At 71.8% G+C, this 16,563-nt stretch carries 15 protein-coding genes; 10 read left to right on the top strand and 5 right to left on the bottom strand.

Annotated elements, in window-relative coordinates; translation table 11 throughout:
* The coding region (locus tag MK177_09840) for a glycosyl transferase (protein MCH2427614.1) at positions 1 to 558 on the top strand (558 nt) is incomplete at its 5' end.
* A 16-nt stretch (positions 559 to 574) separates the two neighbouring features.
* Here the strand turns inward: MK177_09840 and MK177_09835 are convergent.
* On the bottom strand, positions 575 to 2,182 hold the full coding sequence (locus tag MK177_09835; GenBank protein ID MCH2427613.1) for a glycosyltransferase: 1,608 nt from the start codon (positions 2,180 to 2,182) through the stop codon (positions 575 to 577).
* A gap of 51 nt (positions 2,183 to 2,233) precedes the next feature.
* Between MK177_09835 and MK177_09830 the strand changes: the two genes are divergently transcribed.
* Positions 2,234 to 3,598, top strand: a complete 1,365-nt coding sequence (locus tag MK177_09830) for an FAD-dependent oxidoreductase (protein MCH2427612.1) — start codon at positions 2,234 to 2,236, stop codon at positions 3,596 to 3,598.
* A 35-nt stretch (positions 3,599 to 3,633) separates the two neighbouring features.
* Here MK177_09830 and MK177_09825 read toward each other — a convergent pair whose 3' ends face one another.
* A complete protein-coding gene (locus MK177_09825) occupies positions 3,634 to 5,385 on the bottom strand; it encodes an acetyl-CoA carboxylase biotin carboxylase subunit (protein MCH2427611.1) in 1,752 nt (583 codons plus the stop codon).
* Positions 5,386 to 5,397: 12 nt separating this feature from the next.
* Here MK177_09825 and MK177_09820 point away from each other — a divergent pair, with 12 nt between their 5' ends.
* The gene (locus MK177_09820; GenBank protein MCH2427610.1) at positions 5,398 to 6,249 is read left to right on the top strand and encodes a biotin--[acetyl-CoA-carboxylase] ligase; all 852 of its coding nucleotides are present in this window, start codon (positions 5,398 to 5,400) and stop codon (positions 6,247 to 6,249) included.
* A gap of 14 nt (positions 6,250 to 6,263) precedes the next feature.
* On the opposite strand, the gene MK177_09815 is transcribed toward MK177_09820, so the two are convergent.
* Complete coding sequence (locus MK177_09815; GenBank protein ID MCH2427609.1) at positions 6,264 to 7,112, bottom strand: aminotransferase class IV; 849 nt, start codon at positions 7,110 to 7,112, stop codon at positions 6,264 to 6,266.
* Between the two features lie 183 nt (positions 7,113 to 7,295).
* Here MK177_09815 and MK177_09810 point away from each other — a divergent pair, with 183 nt between their 5' ends.
* The 7 genes from MK177_09810 (at position 7,296) to galE (ending at position 15,517) form a co-directional block, all read left to right on the top strand.
* A complete protein-coding gene (locus tag MK177_09810) occupies positions 7,296 to 8,942 on the top strand; it encodes an LCP family protein (GenBank protein MCH2427608.1) in 1,647 nt (548 codons plus the stop codon).
* An 86-nt stretch (positions 8,943 to 9,028) separates the two neighbouring features.
* Entirely contained in the window at positions 9,029 to 10,144 is a 1,116-nt protein-coding gene (locus tag MK177_09805) for a glycosyltransferase family 4 protein (GenBank protein MCH2427607.1), read from the top strand.
* Positions 10,141 to 11,304 carry a glycosyltransferase family 4 protein gene (locus MK177_09800; GenBank protein ID MCH2427606.1) on the top strand — a complete coding sequence of 388 codons (1,164 nt, stop codon included), beginning with the start codon at positions 10,141 to 10,143 and terminating at the stop codon, positions 11,302 to 11,304. The genes MK177_09805 and MK177_09800 overlap by 4 nt, the downstream gene beginning before the upstream one ends.
* Positions 11,305 to 11,306: 2 nt before the next feature.
* Positions 11,307 to 12,614, top strand: a complete 1,308-nt coding sequence (locus tag MK177_09795; protein ID MCH2427605.1) for a glycosyltransferase family 4 protein — start codon at positions 11,307 to 11,309, stop codon at positions 12,612 to 12,614.
* A 124-nt stretch (positions 12,615 to 12,738) separates the two neighbouring features.
* Entirely contained in the window at positions 12,739 to 13,419 is a 681-nt protein-coding gene (locus MK177_09790; protein ID MCH2427604.1) for a hypothetical protein, read from the top strand.
* Positions 13,420 to 13,431: 12 nt separating this feature from the next.
* A complete protein-coding gene (locus MK177_09785) occupies positions 13,432 to 14,469 on the top strand; it encodes an NDP-sugar synthase (protein MCH2427603.1) in 1,038 nt (345 codons plus the stop codon).
* Between the two features lies 1 nt (position 14,470).
* Complete coding sequence (gene galE / locus MK177_09780) at positions 14,471 to 15,517, top strand: UDP-glucose 4-epimerase GalE (GenBank protein ID MCH2427602.1); 1,047 nt, start codon at positions 14,471 to 14,473, stop codon at positions 15,515 to 15,517.
* Between the two features lie 79 nt (positions 15,518 to 15,596).
* On the opposite strand, the gene cofE is transcribed toward galE, so the two are convergent.
* Entirely contained in the window at positions 15,597 to 16,310 is a 714-nt protein-coding gene (gene cofE, locus MK177_09775; GenBank protein MCH2427601.1) for a coenzyme F420-0:L-glutamate ligase, read from the bottom strand.
* Positions 16,307 to 16,563, bottom strand: a 257-nt coding sequence (locus tag MK177_09770; protein ID MCH2427600.1) for a histidinol dehydrogenase, incomplete at its 5' end; no start/stop codon positions are given. The genes MK177_09770 and cofE, both read right to left, overlap by 4 nt.

Genomic DNA, 16,563 nt, shown 5'->3' with positions numbered 1-16,563 from the left:
AGGGCCGGACACGCCTTCGGCAACCGCCTCTTCAACCGCCTCTACCGGGCCCTCTTCGGCTCCGGCTTCACCGACATCCTCTCCGGCTACCGGGTGTTCTCCCGACGCTTCGTGAAGAGCTTCCCCGCCGTCTCGTCCGGCTTCGAGATCGAGACCGAGATGTCGGTCCACGCCTCGCAACTGCGCCTCCCGGTGGCCGAGGTGGAGGTCGACTACGGCACCCGGCCCGACGGCTCGGCCAGCAAGCTCCGCACCGTGGCCGACGGCACCAACATCCTGCGGGCGATGCTGGTCCTGCTCAAGGAGCACCGACCGCTGGCGTTCTTCGGATGGATCGCCGGAGCCTGCTACGCGGCCTCGGTGGCCCTCGGCATCCCGTTGGCCGTCACCTACGCCCAGACGGGCCTCGTGCCCCGCCTGCCGACCGCCATCCTGGCCACAGGCCTCGTCGTGGTGGGCCTGCTCATGACCACCGCCGGCCTCGTGCTGGACTCCATAGCCAAGGGTCGCCTCGAGGCCAAGCGCCTCGCCTACCTGTCGTTCACCAACGTCGACTGACGCCCGGCCGGGCCGTTCAGGCCCGCCACGGGGGAGTCGCCCGTGGGACAGCGGCCGTTGTGAAGCCGTCGCCGTCCAGTGCCAGGTTCGGGCTGTGGGCCGGGTCGACTGTCAGGGCGCTACCCCAGCGTTCCTCCATGACCGCCACCTCGCGCCCCAGGCGGGCCCGGCGCAGCGGGTCGTCGTCGTAGCCCCTCGACACCGACTCGTGGTGGTGCAGCACCGCGTGGGGCGCCAGCACCACCCTCAGTCCGGCTTCGCGGGCCCGGAGGCACAGGTCGATGTCGTTGTAGGCCACGGCCAGGTGCTCCTCGTCCAGCCCGCCCAGGCGGTCCCACAGCGCCCTCGTAACGCCCAGGCACGCTCCGGTCACCGCGGCCACCTCGTGGGCCACCGTGAGCCGCCCGTGGTAGCCACCGTCGTCGCCGGGTCGGTACTTGTGGCCGTGTCCCATCAGGCCACCCACCCCCGGGTGCACGCCGGCGTGCTGGATCGTCCCATCGGTGAACAACAGGAGCGCGCCGACCACGCCGACCTCCGGGCGGCCCAACTGGCCGACGAACTCGTCCAGCCAGTCCGGTGCCAGAACCTCGGTGTCGTTGTTGAGCAGCACCAGCACGTCACCGGAGGCCGCCTCGGCTGCCCGGTTGCACATCGCAGCGAAGTTGAACGGCCCCGAGAACGGCACCACCACTGCGTCCGGGTCGTCGGCCAGGGCGTCGATCACGTCGCGGGCCCGTTGCTCGGTCGACTCGTGGTCGACCACCACTACCTCCACGTCCGGGTAGGTGGTCACCGATCGAAGGCTGGTCAGGCAGGCCTCCAGCAGGCGCCCCTGGTCCCTCGTCGGGATCAGCACCGAGACCCGCGGTGGCGGGTCGCCGATCGGCCACCGTCGCCGCACCGGTGCCGGGTCGCCCGCCCGAAGGCGGCCGGGCCGAGACGCCAGCACGAACGGAAGGTGGGCGACCACCCCGCCGGGCAGTACAGGCACGGCGCCGTCCTGGGGGGCCGCCACGGACCGGTGGCGGGCCACCAGCGGGCCGATGCGCCCCAGCCCGTCGAACAGGTCGGGGTTCCAGTCCGGCAGGAAGCACGGGTCGGTCGGCACGCCGTCGGCGTCCAGGTGGTCGAAGTCGGCGTACACCAGCCGTAGGCCGGGATCGGCGTCGATGGCACGGGCAACGGTGGCCAGCGCCGCCTCGTGGAGCACCACGCCGGCCTGCAGGTCGACCACCCAGTCGGCCACCCCGGCGGTGGTCCCGACGGTCGCCACGTCCGGCGCAGAGGCGCTCAGAACCCACCCGTCGTGCAGCTGCGCCGCCAGCGACGCCACCGTGGCCTCCACCGCCTCCGGTGGCCCGTCGCCCACCACCACGGCGAACCGGGTGGCAGACGCCCAACCGGCCACCACCTCCCGTTCACCGTCCGTGAGGTCCACCCAGCGTTCCCGCCACTGAACGTGGCCTACGGGGCCTCCAAGGCGCCCCAGTGCCCTCAGGAGCGCTACCAGGCGCCTCCAGAGCCGCCGGGCGAACCCGGCCAGGTCACCGGAGCGCAGCAGCATCCAGGCGCTCCTGAGCGTCCGACGGCGGACGCCGAACGGTCGGGGAGCGGTCGGCACGATCCGCACTCTACGGGTGCCCCGCAGCCCGGCTCGGTAGCCTGACCCACCGTGCGACCCACACGATTCGTGATAATCGGCGGCGGCCCCGGCGGCAACACCGCCGCCAGCTACGCCGCCCGCCACGGCGCCGAGGTCGTCATGGTCGAGAAGGACATCGTCGGCGGCGCCGCCCACCTCTGGGACTGCATCCCGTCCAAGGCCATGATCGCCACCGGCGGCGCCATGTCGTTCCTCGCCAGGGCCCAGGGAATGGGCCTCGGCGACGTCAGCCCCCGCATCGACGTCGACAACCTCTCCGCCCGCCTGGCCAGCATCGAGGACCGCATCCACCGCTCCACCCGGTCACTGCTCGAGAACCAGAACATCAGGCTCATCGAGGGCACCGGAATGCTCAAGGGCCCCCACCAGGTCGTTGCCGAGACCGCCGACGGCCTCGAGGAGATCGAAGCCGACGTGGTCGTGCTCTCAACCGGCAGCCGACCACGCATCCCCGACTGGGCCCCCGTCGACGGCGAGCGCATCCTCACCACCCGCGAGGCCTACCCGCCGGCCGAGATGCCCGACCACCTCATCGTCGTCGGCTCCGGCGTCACCGGCGTGGAGTTCGTCCACATGTTCAAGTCCTTCGGCTGCGACGTGACGCTCGTGGTCAGCCGCCAGCAGGTCCTGCCCGCCAAGGACCCGGAGGTGGCAGCCGCCCTCGAAGCCGACTTCCTGCGCCGCGGCGTCCGCCTCTACAAGGGCGCCCGGGCCCAGTCCATCGAACGCGACGGCGACCAGGTCACGGTCCACTGCGACGACGGCCGGATGGCCACCGGCAGCCACGTGATCCTGGCCGTCGGCTCGGTGCCCAACAGCGAGGGCCTGGGCCTCGACACCGTCGGCATCGAGACGAACGGTGGCTACATCCCCATCGACCCCTACTGCCGGACCAGCGTCCCGCACATCTACGCCGCCGGCGACGTCTCCGGCAAGCTGCCGCTCTCGTCGGTGGCCCAGATGCAGGGCCGCAAGATCGCCGAGCACGCCATGGGCGTCGTAGACGACCGCTCCCACCGGCTCATGGACTACGACAAGGCCGCCTCGGCGGTGTTCACCGAACCGGAGATCGCCGACGTGGGCCTGGCCGAGGCCGACGCCTTCGCCGAGGGCCGCAAGATCCGGGTCACCAAGGTGCCGTTCACCGCGTCGGCCAAGGCCGTCATCAACGACGACCCCCGGGGCTTCATCAAGATCGTCTCCGACCCGGCCACCGGCGTCGTCCTGGGCGGCTCCATCGTCGGACGCCACGCCGCCGAGCTCATCTCCATCGTGGCCCTGGCCGTCACCGCCGGGCTGACCGTGCACGACATCCAGGAGAGCCTGTTCGTGCACCCCACGCTGGCCGAGGCCCTGGCCGACGCCGCCGAGTAGCGGCGGTCCCTCGGGTCGCCCGTCAGGCGAACCGGCTACTCGATCACCGCGACGACGTCGCCGCTGCCCACCGAATCACCGGGTGACACGCGCACCTCGGTGACCGTGCCACCCTTGCCGGCGGCCACGGTGTTCTCCATCTTCATGGCCTCCAGCACGCAGACGCCCTCACCGGCCTCGACCGTGTCGCCAACCGCCACGAGCACCTTGATGATGGTTCCCTGCATCGGAACGGTCACCTCGCCGCTGCCCGACGCACCGCTCCCGGCACCCGAACGCTTCGACCGGCTCGGGGCCCGCCCGGCCGCGGGAGCCGCCTCCGGCACCCACATGCTGACCGAGAACCGCTTGCCGTCCACCTCGACAGAGATGTCCCTGCGGACCGTCGGTTCCTCGTCGTCGGCGTCATCGCCGGGATCGGCCGACGACCCCACGTCGGACAGGTCCAGCGTCTCCTCCACCCACTTCGTGGAATGCGTCGCCGCCCGGAAGTCCGGGTGCTCCAGGATCGCCACGTCCGCCGGGATCGTCGTGGCCACGCCACGGATGTCCATCTCGCCGAGGGCCCGCAGGGTGCGCCGGATCGCCGCGTCACGGTCCCGGCCCCACACCACCAGCTTCCCGACCAGGTTGTCGTAGAACTGGCTGATCTCGTCGCCGGCCTCGTAGCCGCCGTCGAACCGCACGCCGTAGCCGTCGGGCACCTTCAGGGTGTCGATCCTTCCCGGCGACGGCAGGAACTTCCCACCGGCCGGATCCTCGGCGTTGATCCGCACCTCGATGGCGTGACCACCAATGGCCACGTCGGCCTGGGTGAACTCCAGTGGCTCGCCGGCCGCCACCCGCAGCTGCTGCTCCACCAGGTCCAGGCCGGTCACCAGCTCGGTGACCGGATGCTCGACCTGCAGGCGGGTGTTCATCTCCAGGTAGAAGAACTCGCCGTCCTCGTACAGGAACTCCACCGTGCCGGCGTTCGTGTAGCCGCAGCCCTTCGCCACCTTCACCGCGGCCTCGCCCATGGCCGTGCGCACGTCGTCGGACAGGCCCGGCGCCGGCGCCTCCTCGATCAGCTTCTGGTGTCGCCGCTGAGCCGAGCAGTCCCGGTCGCCCAGGTAGACGGCGTTGCCGTGGGCGTCGGCCAGCACCTGGACCTCGATGTGGCGGGGCGCCGTCAGGTAGCGCTCCATGTAGATCTCGTCCCGGGCGAAGTAGGCCAGCGCCTCCCGCTGCGCCGACTCGATGGCGGCCTCGATGGCGGCCTCGTCGGCCACGACCTTCATGCCCCGGCCGCCGCCGCCGTAGGCCGCCTTGATCGCAATTGGGTAGCCGTGCTCGGCGCCGAAGGCACGAACCTGATCAGGGTCGGTGATGAACTCCGTCGTGCCGGGAACGCCCAGCACGCCGACGGCCTCGGCGGCCAGGCGGGCGCTGATCTTGTCGCCCATCACCTCGATGGCCTCCGGCGGCGGGCCGATGAACGTCACGCCCCTGGCGGTGACGGCACGGGCGAAGTCGGCGTTCTCGGAGAAGAACCCGTAGCCGGGATGCACGGCGTCGGCGCCGCTCCGCTCGATGACGCCCATGATGGCCTCGACGTCCAGGTAGCTCTCGGCGGCCGTCTGGCCACCCAGCGCGTAGGCCTCGTCCGCCAGGCGGGTGTGCAGGGCGTCGCGGTCCAGGTCGGAGTAGACGGCGACCGTGGCCACCCCCTGCTCACGGCACGCCCGGATGATCCGGACGGCGATCTCGCCCCGATTTGCGATCAGAACCTTGTTGAACACGGCCATATGGTTACCCGAATGGCACCCGTTTCGCATCACCCTCGTGATCGGCGCCCGTTCGGCGCGCCTCCCGGCACGCGGTTCGGACCTGTCGAACACGTGGTCGAGACCGGCTCCACCAACGCCGACCTGGTCTCCGGGGCCGGTGTCGGCGCTGGCGACAGTGCTGGTGCTGGCGACCTGCCCGACGGTTCGGTGCTCGTCACCGACCACCAGACGGCCGGACGGGGACGCCTGGACCGTCGCTGGGACGCCCCGCCGGGCGCCAACCTGCTCTTCTCGGTCCTGCTGCGCCCCACCTGGGATCCGGACCGCCATCCGCTGGCCACCGCCACCCTCGCCGTGGCCACCGTCGAGGCGCTGGGCACCCACGGCGTGCAGGCCGCCGTCAAGTGGCCCAACGACGTGCTGCTGGTCGGTGGCACCGCCCCCGGCAAGGTCGCCGGCATCCTCGCCGAGCTGGTGGGCGGCGGCCCGGCCGGCGGGCCGGCTGGCGGATCGGTGGCGATCGTGGTCGGCATGGGCGTCAACGTCGGCTGGCCGACGGTCAGCGACGCCGCCCCGCCCGGCGCCACCTCCCTGGCAGCCGCCGGCCACACGATCGACCGTGCTGACCTCCTGCGGAGCGTCCTGACCCGCTTCGACGCCCGCCTCACCGACCTGGAGGCCGTCGACGGCCTCGAACGCCTACGACTGGCCCACCTGGAGCGGTCGGCCACCGTCGGTGTCGAGGTCCGGGTCGACATGCCCGACGGGCCGGTCACCGGAACCGCCGTCGGCCTGGGCCTGGACGGCTCGCTGCTCGTCGACCCGGGCGACGGACCGGTGACGCTTCACGCCGGCGACGTCGTCCACCTGCGCCCCGCCTGACCGGCGGGCATCGGCTACGGGTCGGTCGTCCGGGCGATCAGGTCTGCGAAGGCCGCCATCAGGCCGGCGGTCACCGGTCCCGGCGCAGCCGGCAGGTCCACCTCGTCCACCGCCGAGATCGGGCTGACGTCCCGGGTCGTCGACGTCAGGAACGCCTCCTCGGCCGATGCGAACCCGGCCGGGTCGATGTCGCGCTCCACGACGTCGGCCAACTCCATTACCAGCTCGCGGGTCACCCCGGCCAGGCAGCCCGACGAGAGCGGGGGAGTGAGCACGGCGCCGTCGACCACCAGGAACACGTTGGTGCCGGTGCCCTCGCACAGGTGGCCTGCCGTGTTCGCGAACAGCGCCTCGCTGCACCCGACCCGCTTGGCGGTGGCCAGCGCCAGCACGTTCTCGGCGTACGACGTGGTCTTCAGGCCCACCAGCGGCCCGTGCTCGTTGCGTGCCCACGGCACCAGGTGCACCCGCTCTGCTGACGGCCACACGTTGGGCGGGCCCGAACCCACCACGAGCGTCCCCGGGCCGTCGCCCCGGCCCGACCCCCACGGACCGGCACCGCTCGACCACGTGATCCGCAGCAGGCCGGCCGACGGGTCGGCGGCAAGCACCTCGCCGACGGCGGTCCGGAGGCGGTCTTCGTCCGGTTCGTCCAGCCCGAGCCCTGCCGCCGAGCGGTCCAGGCGCCGCAGGTGGCGGCTGAGGGCGAAGGCGGCCCCGTCGACGACCTTCATCGTCTCGAACACGCCGTCGCCGACCACCACGGCATGGTCGTCGGCCCTCACGGTGGCCGTCCCCGGTTCGACGAGTTGGCCGTCGACCCAGCAGGCGCCCACGACGGCGGAGGACCCGGCTTCGACCATCGGCGCAGGCTAGGTCGTGGGTGCCACGAGTTGTCGGCGCAACACCAGACCCTCGGTCAGGGACCGCCGCTGGTGGGACCGGACCTGGTGCCTGCTACGACCTCGGAAACCAGGCCGCCAGCCCGGCCCGGTACGGCTGGGCCGCGCCCGGGGCGTCGGAGACGCGCTGGTACCATCCACGGCGTGACGGAGCGACCGGCGGCGGGTCTACGGCGGTCGTGGCCCCAGCGGTTGGTCATCCTCGCCAGCCTCGTCTTCTCGGTCGGGATGCTGGCCGCCGCAGCCCGCCTCGCCTCGTTCGAGGACGCGGTCGCCAGCATCGTCCGCATCGAGGTCCCCGCTGGCGTGCTGGCCGACGTCTACGAGCCCGACGCGGCGGCGGACGTCGACGATCCAGACGCCACCGGCGAGCCAGCCGACGATGGAGTTGACCCGGCCGACAAGCCCCTTCCGCCCCGGAACTTCCTGCTGATCGGCACCGACAGCGCCGTCGGGCTCGACGCCGACGATCCGGCCGGCCACCGTGACCGGACCCCCGGCATCGCGCTGGCCGACGCCATCATGCTGCTCCGCCTGGACCCCGGGCTCTCACGGGCCTCCCTGGTCTCTCTGCCCCGGGACCTCTACGTGATGATCCACCGCAACGGCGTACCGGTCCGGGAGGAGAAGCTGGCCTCGGCCCTGCTGGTCGGCGGCATGGAACTCGGCGCCCCGACGCTCGTAGAGACGGTGACGAGCGAGTTCGGCGTACCCATCCACAACTTCTTCATCGTGGACTTCCTCGGCTTCGAGAACATCGTCGACGAGATCGGCGGCGTCTCCCTCTGGTTCCCGTATCCGGCCCGTGACGTCGCATCGGGCCTGTACGTGTCGGAGTCCGGCTGCACCCTCTTCGACGGCCGGGCCGCCCTGTCGTTCGTGCGCAGCCGCAAGCCGGAACTGTTCATCGACGGCACCTGGCAGCGGGTCGGCGTCTGGAACGACCTGGAGCGGAACCGACGCCAGCAGGACTTCCTGGTCCTGGCCATGGAGCGGGTCGTAGCCAACGGCGCCCGGTCGGTGATCGTGCGCGACGACCTGATCGAGGCGATCGCCGGGGCGACCATCCTGGATGACCGCCTGACCCTGCGCGACCTGCTGGACCTGGGCAACTCGTTCGCCGACTTCGACCCGACCGGCCTGGAGCGTCACACACTGCCGGTCTACGACGACGTGGTCGGAACCTCGTCGGTGCTGCGGCTCCATCCGGACGCCCGGAAGGTCTTCGACGTGTTCCGCGGGATCACGCTGCGCCCCGACGACGTGCTGCTCGACGTCATCGACCGTCGTGGGCCGATCGAGGAGTCGGTCCCTGCCTTCCAGCAGATGGTCTACAAGGGCTTCCCGGTCCGACCGTTTATCGGCAAGGCGGTGCCGGCCACCACCGTCCGGGCCTCGCGTGACCGCTTCGACGACGCCGTGCTGGTCGGCCAGATGGTTACGCCGATGCCCCGCTTCGAGTTCGACGACGCCCTCGGCGACCGCGTCGAGCTGATCCTCGGCCAGGACTTCGGTTCCTTCCTCCTGGCGCCCCGGGACCTCGAGCAGGTGAAGGCGGTCGCACAGGCGGCCCTCGGTGAATCGGGAGACCTGGGCGCTCCAGGTGGCACAGCCGACGGGGAAGGCACACAGGACGAGGGTGCCCTTCCGGTGTTCGAACCGGCGTCGGCCCTGGCAACAGGTGGTGACTCAGCCGCCTCGGCGGTTCCGTTCCGGGCCACCCGGCGGACGCTGCGCATCAGGGCCACGACGTTCGACGGTCGACGTCCCGACGGCAGCCGCTGTCCCTGAGCGATGGCCCCGCCCACCGGCCCACCAGCCAGACCGGGGACCGCCGCGATGGAACCCTGCCGGCCCGTCTGGCCCGAAGTGTGCCGATGAGCATTCCGGTTACGAGCCCGATCCGGGTAGCCCACCTGCTGGAGCAGTGCTGGCACCGCGTTCCCGGTGGTACGGCGGTAGCTGCCGTCGGCCTGGCCCGCGCCCTGCACGCCCGCCCGGACGTCGACGTAACCGGCATCACCGCCCGCCACCGGACCGGCCCGCCCGACCACCTCGACGCCGGCGTGCCCACGGTGGCTTCCCGCCTGCCCCGGGCGGTGCTCTACGAGTCGTGGCACCGGCTGCACCGACCGGTGGTCGACCGGCTGGCCGGCCAACCGGACCTGGTACATGCCACCGGGGGAGCGGTCCCGGCCACCGACCTGCCGCTGGTGGCCACCATCCACGACCTGGCCTGGCGCCGCCACCCCGAGGTCGCCACCCTCCGGGGCCATCGCATGTTCGAGGCCTGGCTGTCCGACGCCCGACGGGCCGACCGGGTCGTCTGCCCGTCGGAGGCCACACGACGGGACCTGCTCGAAGCCGGATTCCCAGAACACCAGGTGGTCGTCGTCCCGCTCGGTGCCGACCCGGTGTCAGCGGACCCCGAACTGGCTGCACGACTCCGGGCCAGCCACGGCCTCGACGGGCCGGTGGCACTGTGGGTCGGAACCGTGGAACCCCGCAAGAACCTCCCAGTCCTGGCCCGTGCCCTGGCCTCCCTGGGCCTCGACGGCCCGACCCTGGTCGTGGTCGGCCCCACCGGGTGGCGTGAGGACCTCTCCGCGGCGGTCGCCCCACTCGGGGACCGTGTGGTGGTGACCGGGCCCGTCGACGAGGCCGTCAAGCACGCCTGGTTCGACGCCGCCGACGTCTTCTGCTTCCCCAGCCTGCTGGAGGGCTTCGGGCTCCCGGTGCTGGAGGCCATGGGCCACGGCACGCCGGTCGTCACCTCGGCCGGCACGGCTACCGCGGAGGTGGTGGGCGATGCCGGCCTAACGGTGGACTCCGCCGACGTCGACGGCCTGGCAGATGCGATGCGCCGGGTGATCGAGGATCCCGATCTGGCTGCCCGGCTGGGCGACGCCGGCCGCCTCAGGGCCGCCACCATGACGTGGGACGCCACCGCCGAAGCGACGGTGCGCCTCTACAGAGAGGTCCTGGGCACATGACCCGCCTCGCCGTGAACCTCCTGTCGCTGGTGCCCGGAGACGTCGGTGGGGCCGAGGAGTACGCCGTTCGCACCCTCACCGCCTACGGCCGCCACGGCCCGTCGGACCTCCGACCGGTCGTCTACCTGTCCCGCGCGGCACTGGACGCCCACCCCGACCTGGGCGCCGCCTTCGACGTGGACGTCCACCCCGGAGACGGCAGCAGCCGCCCCCGCCGGATCCTCGCCGAGTCCACGTGGCTGGCCCGTCGAACCGCCGGCATGGCGGTCCACCACCTCGGCGGACGCATACCGGCTCGCACGAGCCGACCGGTGGCCGTCACCGTCCACGACCTCCAGCCTCTCGTCCATCCGGGGAACTTCCCGCTCGTCAGGCGCCGCTACCTGGGATGGGCACTTCCCCGGTCGGTCGACCGGGCCGACCTGGTGGTGGCCGTCAGCGACCAGGTGGGTCGCCAGGTCGTCGATCGGCTCGGGATGGATCCCGCCCGGGTGGTCACCGTCCCGATCGGAACAGAGGAAGTTGCCGCCGGCCCGGCCGAGCCGTCGGGCCCACCCACGATCCTGTACCCGGCGGTCACCCACCCGCACAAGAACCACCTGATGCTCGTCGAGGCGTTCACCCGCCTGGCCGACGGCCATCCGGCTGCCCACCTCGTGCTGACCGGTGGGCCGGGTGACGCCGAGGCCGACGTGGCTGACGCAATCGCTGCCAGCCGTCACGGCGACCGGATCCTGCGTACCGGCCGCATCCCGTCCGACGACCTGGCCCGCCGCCTCGCAGCGGCCACCGTCGTGGCCTTCCCGTCCACCTACGAGGGGTTCGGGATCCCGGTCCTGGAGGCCATGGCCGCCGGCGTGCCGGTGCTCGTGGCCGACGGCACCCCGGCCGCCGACCTCGTGTCGGACGGTGGCGTGGATCGTGACGCCGTCCTGGCCCCGCACGACCCGCAGGCCTGGGCCGACCGCCTGGGCCGGATCCTCGACGACCGGGCGCAGCGGACGGACCTGGCCCTGCGAGGGCTCACGGCGGCCGCCGACCACACCTGGGAGGCCTCGGCTGAGGCCCTTGAACAGGCGTGGCGACGGCTGCTCGCCGGGCCTGAGGTCGGACCAGATTCTGGCCAACCTGCCGGGCCTGATACCGGACCACGAGGCTGACCGTGCGACTCCTCGTAATTACGCCGCACCTGCAGCCCGACACCGCCCCCACCGGCGTCGTGGTGTCGGCCATCGTGGACCGGCTGGGCGACCTCGGCCACGACGTCCACGTCGTCACCTCCCTGCCCTGGTACGCCGACCACCGGATCGCCGACGGCTGGCGGGGTCGACCGTTCCGGCGGGGGAACCACGGCGACGCGACCGTGGTGCGCCTCCACCCGTTCCCGTCCGACAAGGCCAACCTGGTGGCCCGGGCCCTCGGCTTCGTCGGCTTCACCGGCCTCGCCACCCTGGCCGGCCTGGCCGCCCGTGGGCCGTTCGACGGCGTGGTCGCCGTCTCGCCGCCCCTCACCCTCGGCCTGGCCGGCTGGCTGGTTGCCAGAAGGCACCGCTGTCCGCTGGTGTTCAACGTCCAGGACGTCTTCCCCGACGTGGCCGTACAGGTCGGGGCCATCACGTCGCCCCGTGCCATCCGGTTCTTCAGGGCCCTGGAGCGGTTCACCTACCGCCGGTCCGACGCCGTCACGGTCCTGTCAGATGACCTGGCCGCCAACGTGGCTGCCAAGTTGGGCATCGACAAGCTGGCTATCGACAAGCAGCCTGCCGCCAATGGCCAGGAAGGGAGCCACGCCCGCCGACCACAGGTGCGTGTCATCCCCAACTTCGTCGACACCGACGCCATCCGGCCCGCGGACCGCGACACCGCCTACCGGGCCGAACACGGCCTCGGCGACCGGACCGTGGTCATGTACGCCGGCAACCTGGGCCATTCCCAGTCGCTCGACCTCCTCGTGGGTGCCGCCCGACGCCACCGTCACCGCGACGACGTCGCCTACGTGGCCAACGGTGGAGGCGTGCGGGCAGACGAGCTCCGCGAGGCCGCAGCGGACCTGCCGAACCTCACGGTGGTCGGCTACCAGCCTGCCGAACGGGTACCCGAGGTCCTGGTCACGGCCGACGTGCACGTCGTGCTGCTCAGGGCCGGGTTGGGCGCCTCCAGCGTGCCGTCAAAGACCTATTCGGCCCTGGCCGCCGGTCGGCCGCTGGTCGCCAGCGTCGACGAGGGCACCGAGGCGGCCCGGGTGCTCGACGAGGCCGGGGCCGGCCTGGCCGTGCCCCCGGACGACCTGGACGCCTTCGTGTCCGCGGTGGAGCGCCTTGTCGACGATCCGGAACTCCGGGCCACCATGGGCGCGGCCGGGCGACGCTGGGCCGAGCGGTGGAGGTCGCCCACCTCGGTCGCCGCGGCGTACGCGGACCTCGTCGACGAGCTCGCCGGCACGCCGACCAGGCGCCGCCGGCAGGGCTGACCAGACCGTGGAGATTGCACGTCAGACGGGGTTGATCAGGGGCGAGCATGCATGCCGCCGGGGCGGATCTCGGGCCGCTGGCACATGCGCCGTCGGGACTGCCCGCCGGTAGCCTCTTGCCCCTATGGCACGTGGAGACTCAGCTAGCAAGGTCGCCCGCGCCGCCCGGGTGGGAGCATCGGGCGGTACCGGCGAACGACGGAAGATGGGCTTTCCGATGGCGGTCGCCCTCGTTGTGGTCCTCGGATCCCTCCTGGTGCTCTGGGCACGTACCGACCGCGAGGCCACCTCGGCGCCACGTGTGGGCGAGCACTGGCACTCCGCCTACGACATCTACGTCTGCGACAGCTTCCGGTCCAAGGTGGTGCTCGAGACCGATCCCAACGGAATCCACACCCACGGTGACGGGCTGCTGCACATCCACCCGTTCAACAAGTTGGCCTCGGGCCGCGATGCCGTCCTCGGCGAGTTCTTCTCCGCCTTCGGTGGCCGCATCGACGACGCCTCGGTGGTGCTCGACACCGGTGAGGAGTTGGTGGAGGGCGCCGACTGTGGTGGCCAGCCGACGGTGCTCAAGGTCGCCCGGTTCGACGCCGACGACCTGGAGCGTGATCCCGAGGTGGTGACCGAGGACCTGGCCGGTGTCAGGTTCCTCAAGAACCGTGAGGCGTTCACGGTCGCGATGGTGCCCGCCGACGTCGAACCGCCGGCCCCGCGCTCCGAGCGGCTCACGTTCCTGGACATCGTGAGCCCTGACGCCCTCTCCTCGGATCCGCTCGCCCCGGCGCCCACGACCTCCGAGTAGCGGACCCGGCCCGTGCAGGCCGTCATCCTTGTCGGGGGATTCGGAACCCGGCTGCGTCCGCTCACCCGGGACATACCGAAGCAGATGCTGCCGGTCGTGGACCGGCCGATTATCGAGCATGTCGTCGCCCACCTTGCCGGCCACGGTGTCACCCGGGTCGTCCTCTCGCTGGGGTTCCGCCCCGAGGCCTTCGCCGACGCCTACCCGGACGGCACCTGTGCCGGGCTCCCACTGCACTACGCGGTCGAGCCGGAGCCGCTGGACACCGCCGGCGCCGTGCGCTTCGCCGCCCTCGAGGCAGGCATCGGTGCTGGCACCGGGCCCGGTTCAGTTTCCGAGGGCTGTGACACGTTCCTGGTGCTGAACGGCGACGTGCTCACCGACCTGGACATCGGCGCCATGGTCGCCAGCCACCGGGCGGCGGGCGCCGAGGCGACCCTGGCCCTCACCGAGGTCGACGATCCGTCGCGCTACGGCGTGGTCCCCACCGACGCCGAGGGTCGGGTGGTCGGTTTCGTCGAGAAGCCCGACGCCGAATCGGCGCCTTCCCGGTGGATCAACGCCGGCACCTACGTCCTCGAACCGTCGATCCTGGACCGGATCCCGGACGGCCGGCCGGTGTCCATCGAGCGGGAGGTGTTCCCGGCCATGGCCACCGAACGCCGGCTGCACGCCGTGCGGTCCGACGCATACTGGATCGACACCGGGACCCCCGAGGCCTACATCAGGGCGCAGGTGGACCTGGTCGACGGCACGCGGGGAGACCTTCCCGCCGTCCACCCGTCGGCACAGGTGGACCCTGGTGCCGACGTAGAGCGGTCGGTTGTCATGGCCGGGGTGACGGTCGGGCCGGGCGCACGCCTGTGTGATGCTGTGGTCATGGATGGCGCGACCATCGGTGCCGACGCCACCGTTGACCACTCCATCGTCGGTCCCGGCGCACATGTGGGAAGCGGCGCGTCGATAGCGGGCCTGACCGTCATCGGAGCGACAGAGACGGTAGGTGCCGGTATCCAACTGGCTGGCGTCCGGATTCCGGGAGACTCCTGACATGGCCGTCCTCGTCACCGGCGGAGCGGGCTACATCGGAAGCCACACGGCGGCGGTACTCCACGAAGCCGGTCGCGACGTGGTCGTGCTGGATGACCTCTCCAACTCGTCGGTGGCCGCCGTCGACGCCCTCCGGGCCCTGACCCGGCCCGACCTCCCGTTCATCGAGGCCGATGCGGCCGACGCCGACGCGGTCGGACGGGCCATTGCCGACCACGGCGTCGACGAGGTGGTCCACTTCGCTGCGTTCAAGTCGGTGAGCGGGTCGATCGCCGACCCGGAGGGCTACCACCGCAACAACGTCGGCTCGACGATCGGCGTGGTCGAGGCCATGCGCAGCCACGGCGTGTCCCGCCTCGTCTTCTCGTCGTCGTGCACCGTCTACGGCGAACCGACGCAGCTGCCGATCACCGAGGACTCGCCCGTCGGCGCCTCCAACCCGTACGGCGCCACCAAGGTCGCCTGCGAGGAACTCCTGGCCGCCGAGGCCGCTGCGGGCGGGCTCGACGTCCTCCTGCTGCGCTACTTCAACCCGGTGGGAGCCCATGCGAGCGGCGACCTGGGCGAGGACCCGCGGGGTACCCCGGACAACCTCGTGCCGTACCTCATGCAGGTGGCTGTCGGCCGCCGGGACCGGCTGTCGGTGTTCGGCGGCGACTACGACACGCCGGACGGCTCGGCCATCCGCGACTACATCCACGTGGTCGACCTGGCCGAGGGACACGTGGCGGCCCTGGACATGCTGGCTGCGCCGAATGACGAGGATGTCCGGGATCCGTCAGTCGGGTCACCGGGCTGCCGGGCCATCAACCTGGGAACGGGCACCGGCCATTCCGTGCTCGAGGTACTTGCCGCCGCCGGACGGGTCATCGGTCGCCCGGTGCCCCACGAGGTGGTGGGCCGACGGGCCGGCGACATAGAGCGGATCTGGGCCGACCCGTCGCTGGCGGCGGACCTGCTGGGCTGGCGGGCCACACGCGGCCTTGACGAGATGCTGGCAGACCACTGGCGCTGGCAGCAGCGCCACCCCGACGGCTACGGCGCCTGACCGGGCGGCGTACCTTCTCGCCGTTCGCGGCCACCCTTTCTGGTCATCTGGAGCCGGCCTTCTCCGAGTGGCCGTGGGCCTACCGGAACAGGTCCTCTTCGGGCGGACGGACCACGTCTGCGACCACGCCGCCGTCGCCGAACCACGCCGGGTCCACACCGCGCACCACGGCCACCGGGATCCCGTAGGCCTTGCCCATGACCAGCTCGGCGGCCGCCGCGATCTCGTCGACGATCGCCACCTCGGTCACCTGCAGCTCGCGGCCCAGGGCGTCGGTTGTGCCCCTCAGGTCGACCACCGGCCGCAGGCCGGCGCAGCCGATGGCAACGTCGGTGACGCCCCGGCGCCAGGGTCGTCCGAAGGTGTCGCTCACCACCACGGCTACGTCCACCCCGAACCGGTGGCGCAGGGCATCGCGGATCCGACGGGCCGAACGGTCCGAGTCGACGGGTAGCAGTGCAGCCCGGCCGGCCTCCACGTTGGAGAGGTCTATGCCGGCGTTGGCGCACACGAAGCCGTGCTCGGTCTCGCTGATGATCAGGTCGCCACGGCGGCGCAGGATCCGGACCGATTCGCGTTCCACGAGCGGCTTGTGGCCCACCTCGGGGTCTATGTCCACCAGCCGGTCCTCGGCCTTGGAGACCACCTTCTGGGTGACGACCACAACGTCGCCGTCCACCAGGTCGGCGGCTTCGGCGATGAGGCCCGCCAGGTCGTCACCCACCCGGACCTCCGGAAGGCCCTCAACCGGGATGACCTGGATCGCCGGGAATGCCGGCTGCCCGGTCGTCATCGGCGAGCCTCTGCATTCCTGGAAGCGCCTGCGGTCGGCGTGACACTCGCATCCGGGGTGAGATCCTCAGCCGGCATGCCCAGGATCCGTTTGGCAAGTAGGGCGGCCACGTCTGGCGACGACATGATCGTGTCGGTTACCACGCAGGCCATGCCCTCGGCCTCCACGGCGTCGGCGACCGCCTCGTCCCAGGTGACGAGCCATGCCAGGCCATCGGGACCGTGCTCCGCCTGGGCCACGACGTCGATGGCGG

The organism is Acidimicrobiales bacterium, from assembly GCA_022452145.1.
In the GTDB taxonomy this organism is placed as follows: domain Bacteria; phylum Actinomycetota; class Acidimicrobiia; order Acidimicrobiales; family MedAcidi-G1; genus UBA9410.
Note: the sequence above shows the minus strand (reverse complement) of the source record. Positions and strands in the feature narration are given on the sequence as shown.

Bases quoted from the DNA above. Each gene is read 5' to 3' on its own strand.
- MK177_09800 (MCH2427606.1), top strand. From the start codon at position 10,141: ATGACCCGCCTCGCCGTGAACCTCCTGTCGCTGGTGCCCGGAGACGTC.
- MK177_09820 (MCH2427610.1), top strand. From the start codon at position 5,398: ATGGCACCCGTTTCGCATCACCCTCGTGATCGGCGCCCGTTCGGCGCG.
- MK177_09815 (MCH2427609.1), bottom strand. From the start codon at position 7,112: ATGGTCGAAGCCGGGTCCTCCGCCGTCGTGGGCGCCTGCTGGGTCGAC.
- MK177_09805 (MCH2427607.1), top strand. From the start codon at position 9,029: ATGAGCATTCCGGTTACGAGCCCGATCCGGGTAGCCCACCTGCTGGAG.
- MK177_09825 (MCH2427611.1), bottom strand. From the start codon at position 5,385: ATGGCCGTGTTCAACAAGGTTCTGATCGCAAATCGGGGCGAGATCGCC.
- MK177_09790 (MCH2427604.1), top strand. From the start codon at position 12,739: ATGGCACGTGGAGACTCAGCTAGCAAGGTCGCCCGCGCCGCCCGGGTG.
- cofE (MCH2427601.1), bottom strand. From the start codon at position 16,310: ATGACGACCGGGCAGCCGGCATTCCCGGCGATCCAGGTCATCCCGGTT.
- galE (MCH2427602.1), top strand. From the start codon at position 14,471: ATGGCCGTCCTCGTCACCGGCGGAGCGGGCTACATCGGAAGCCACACG.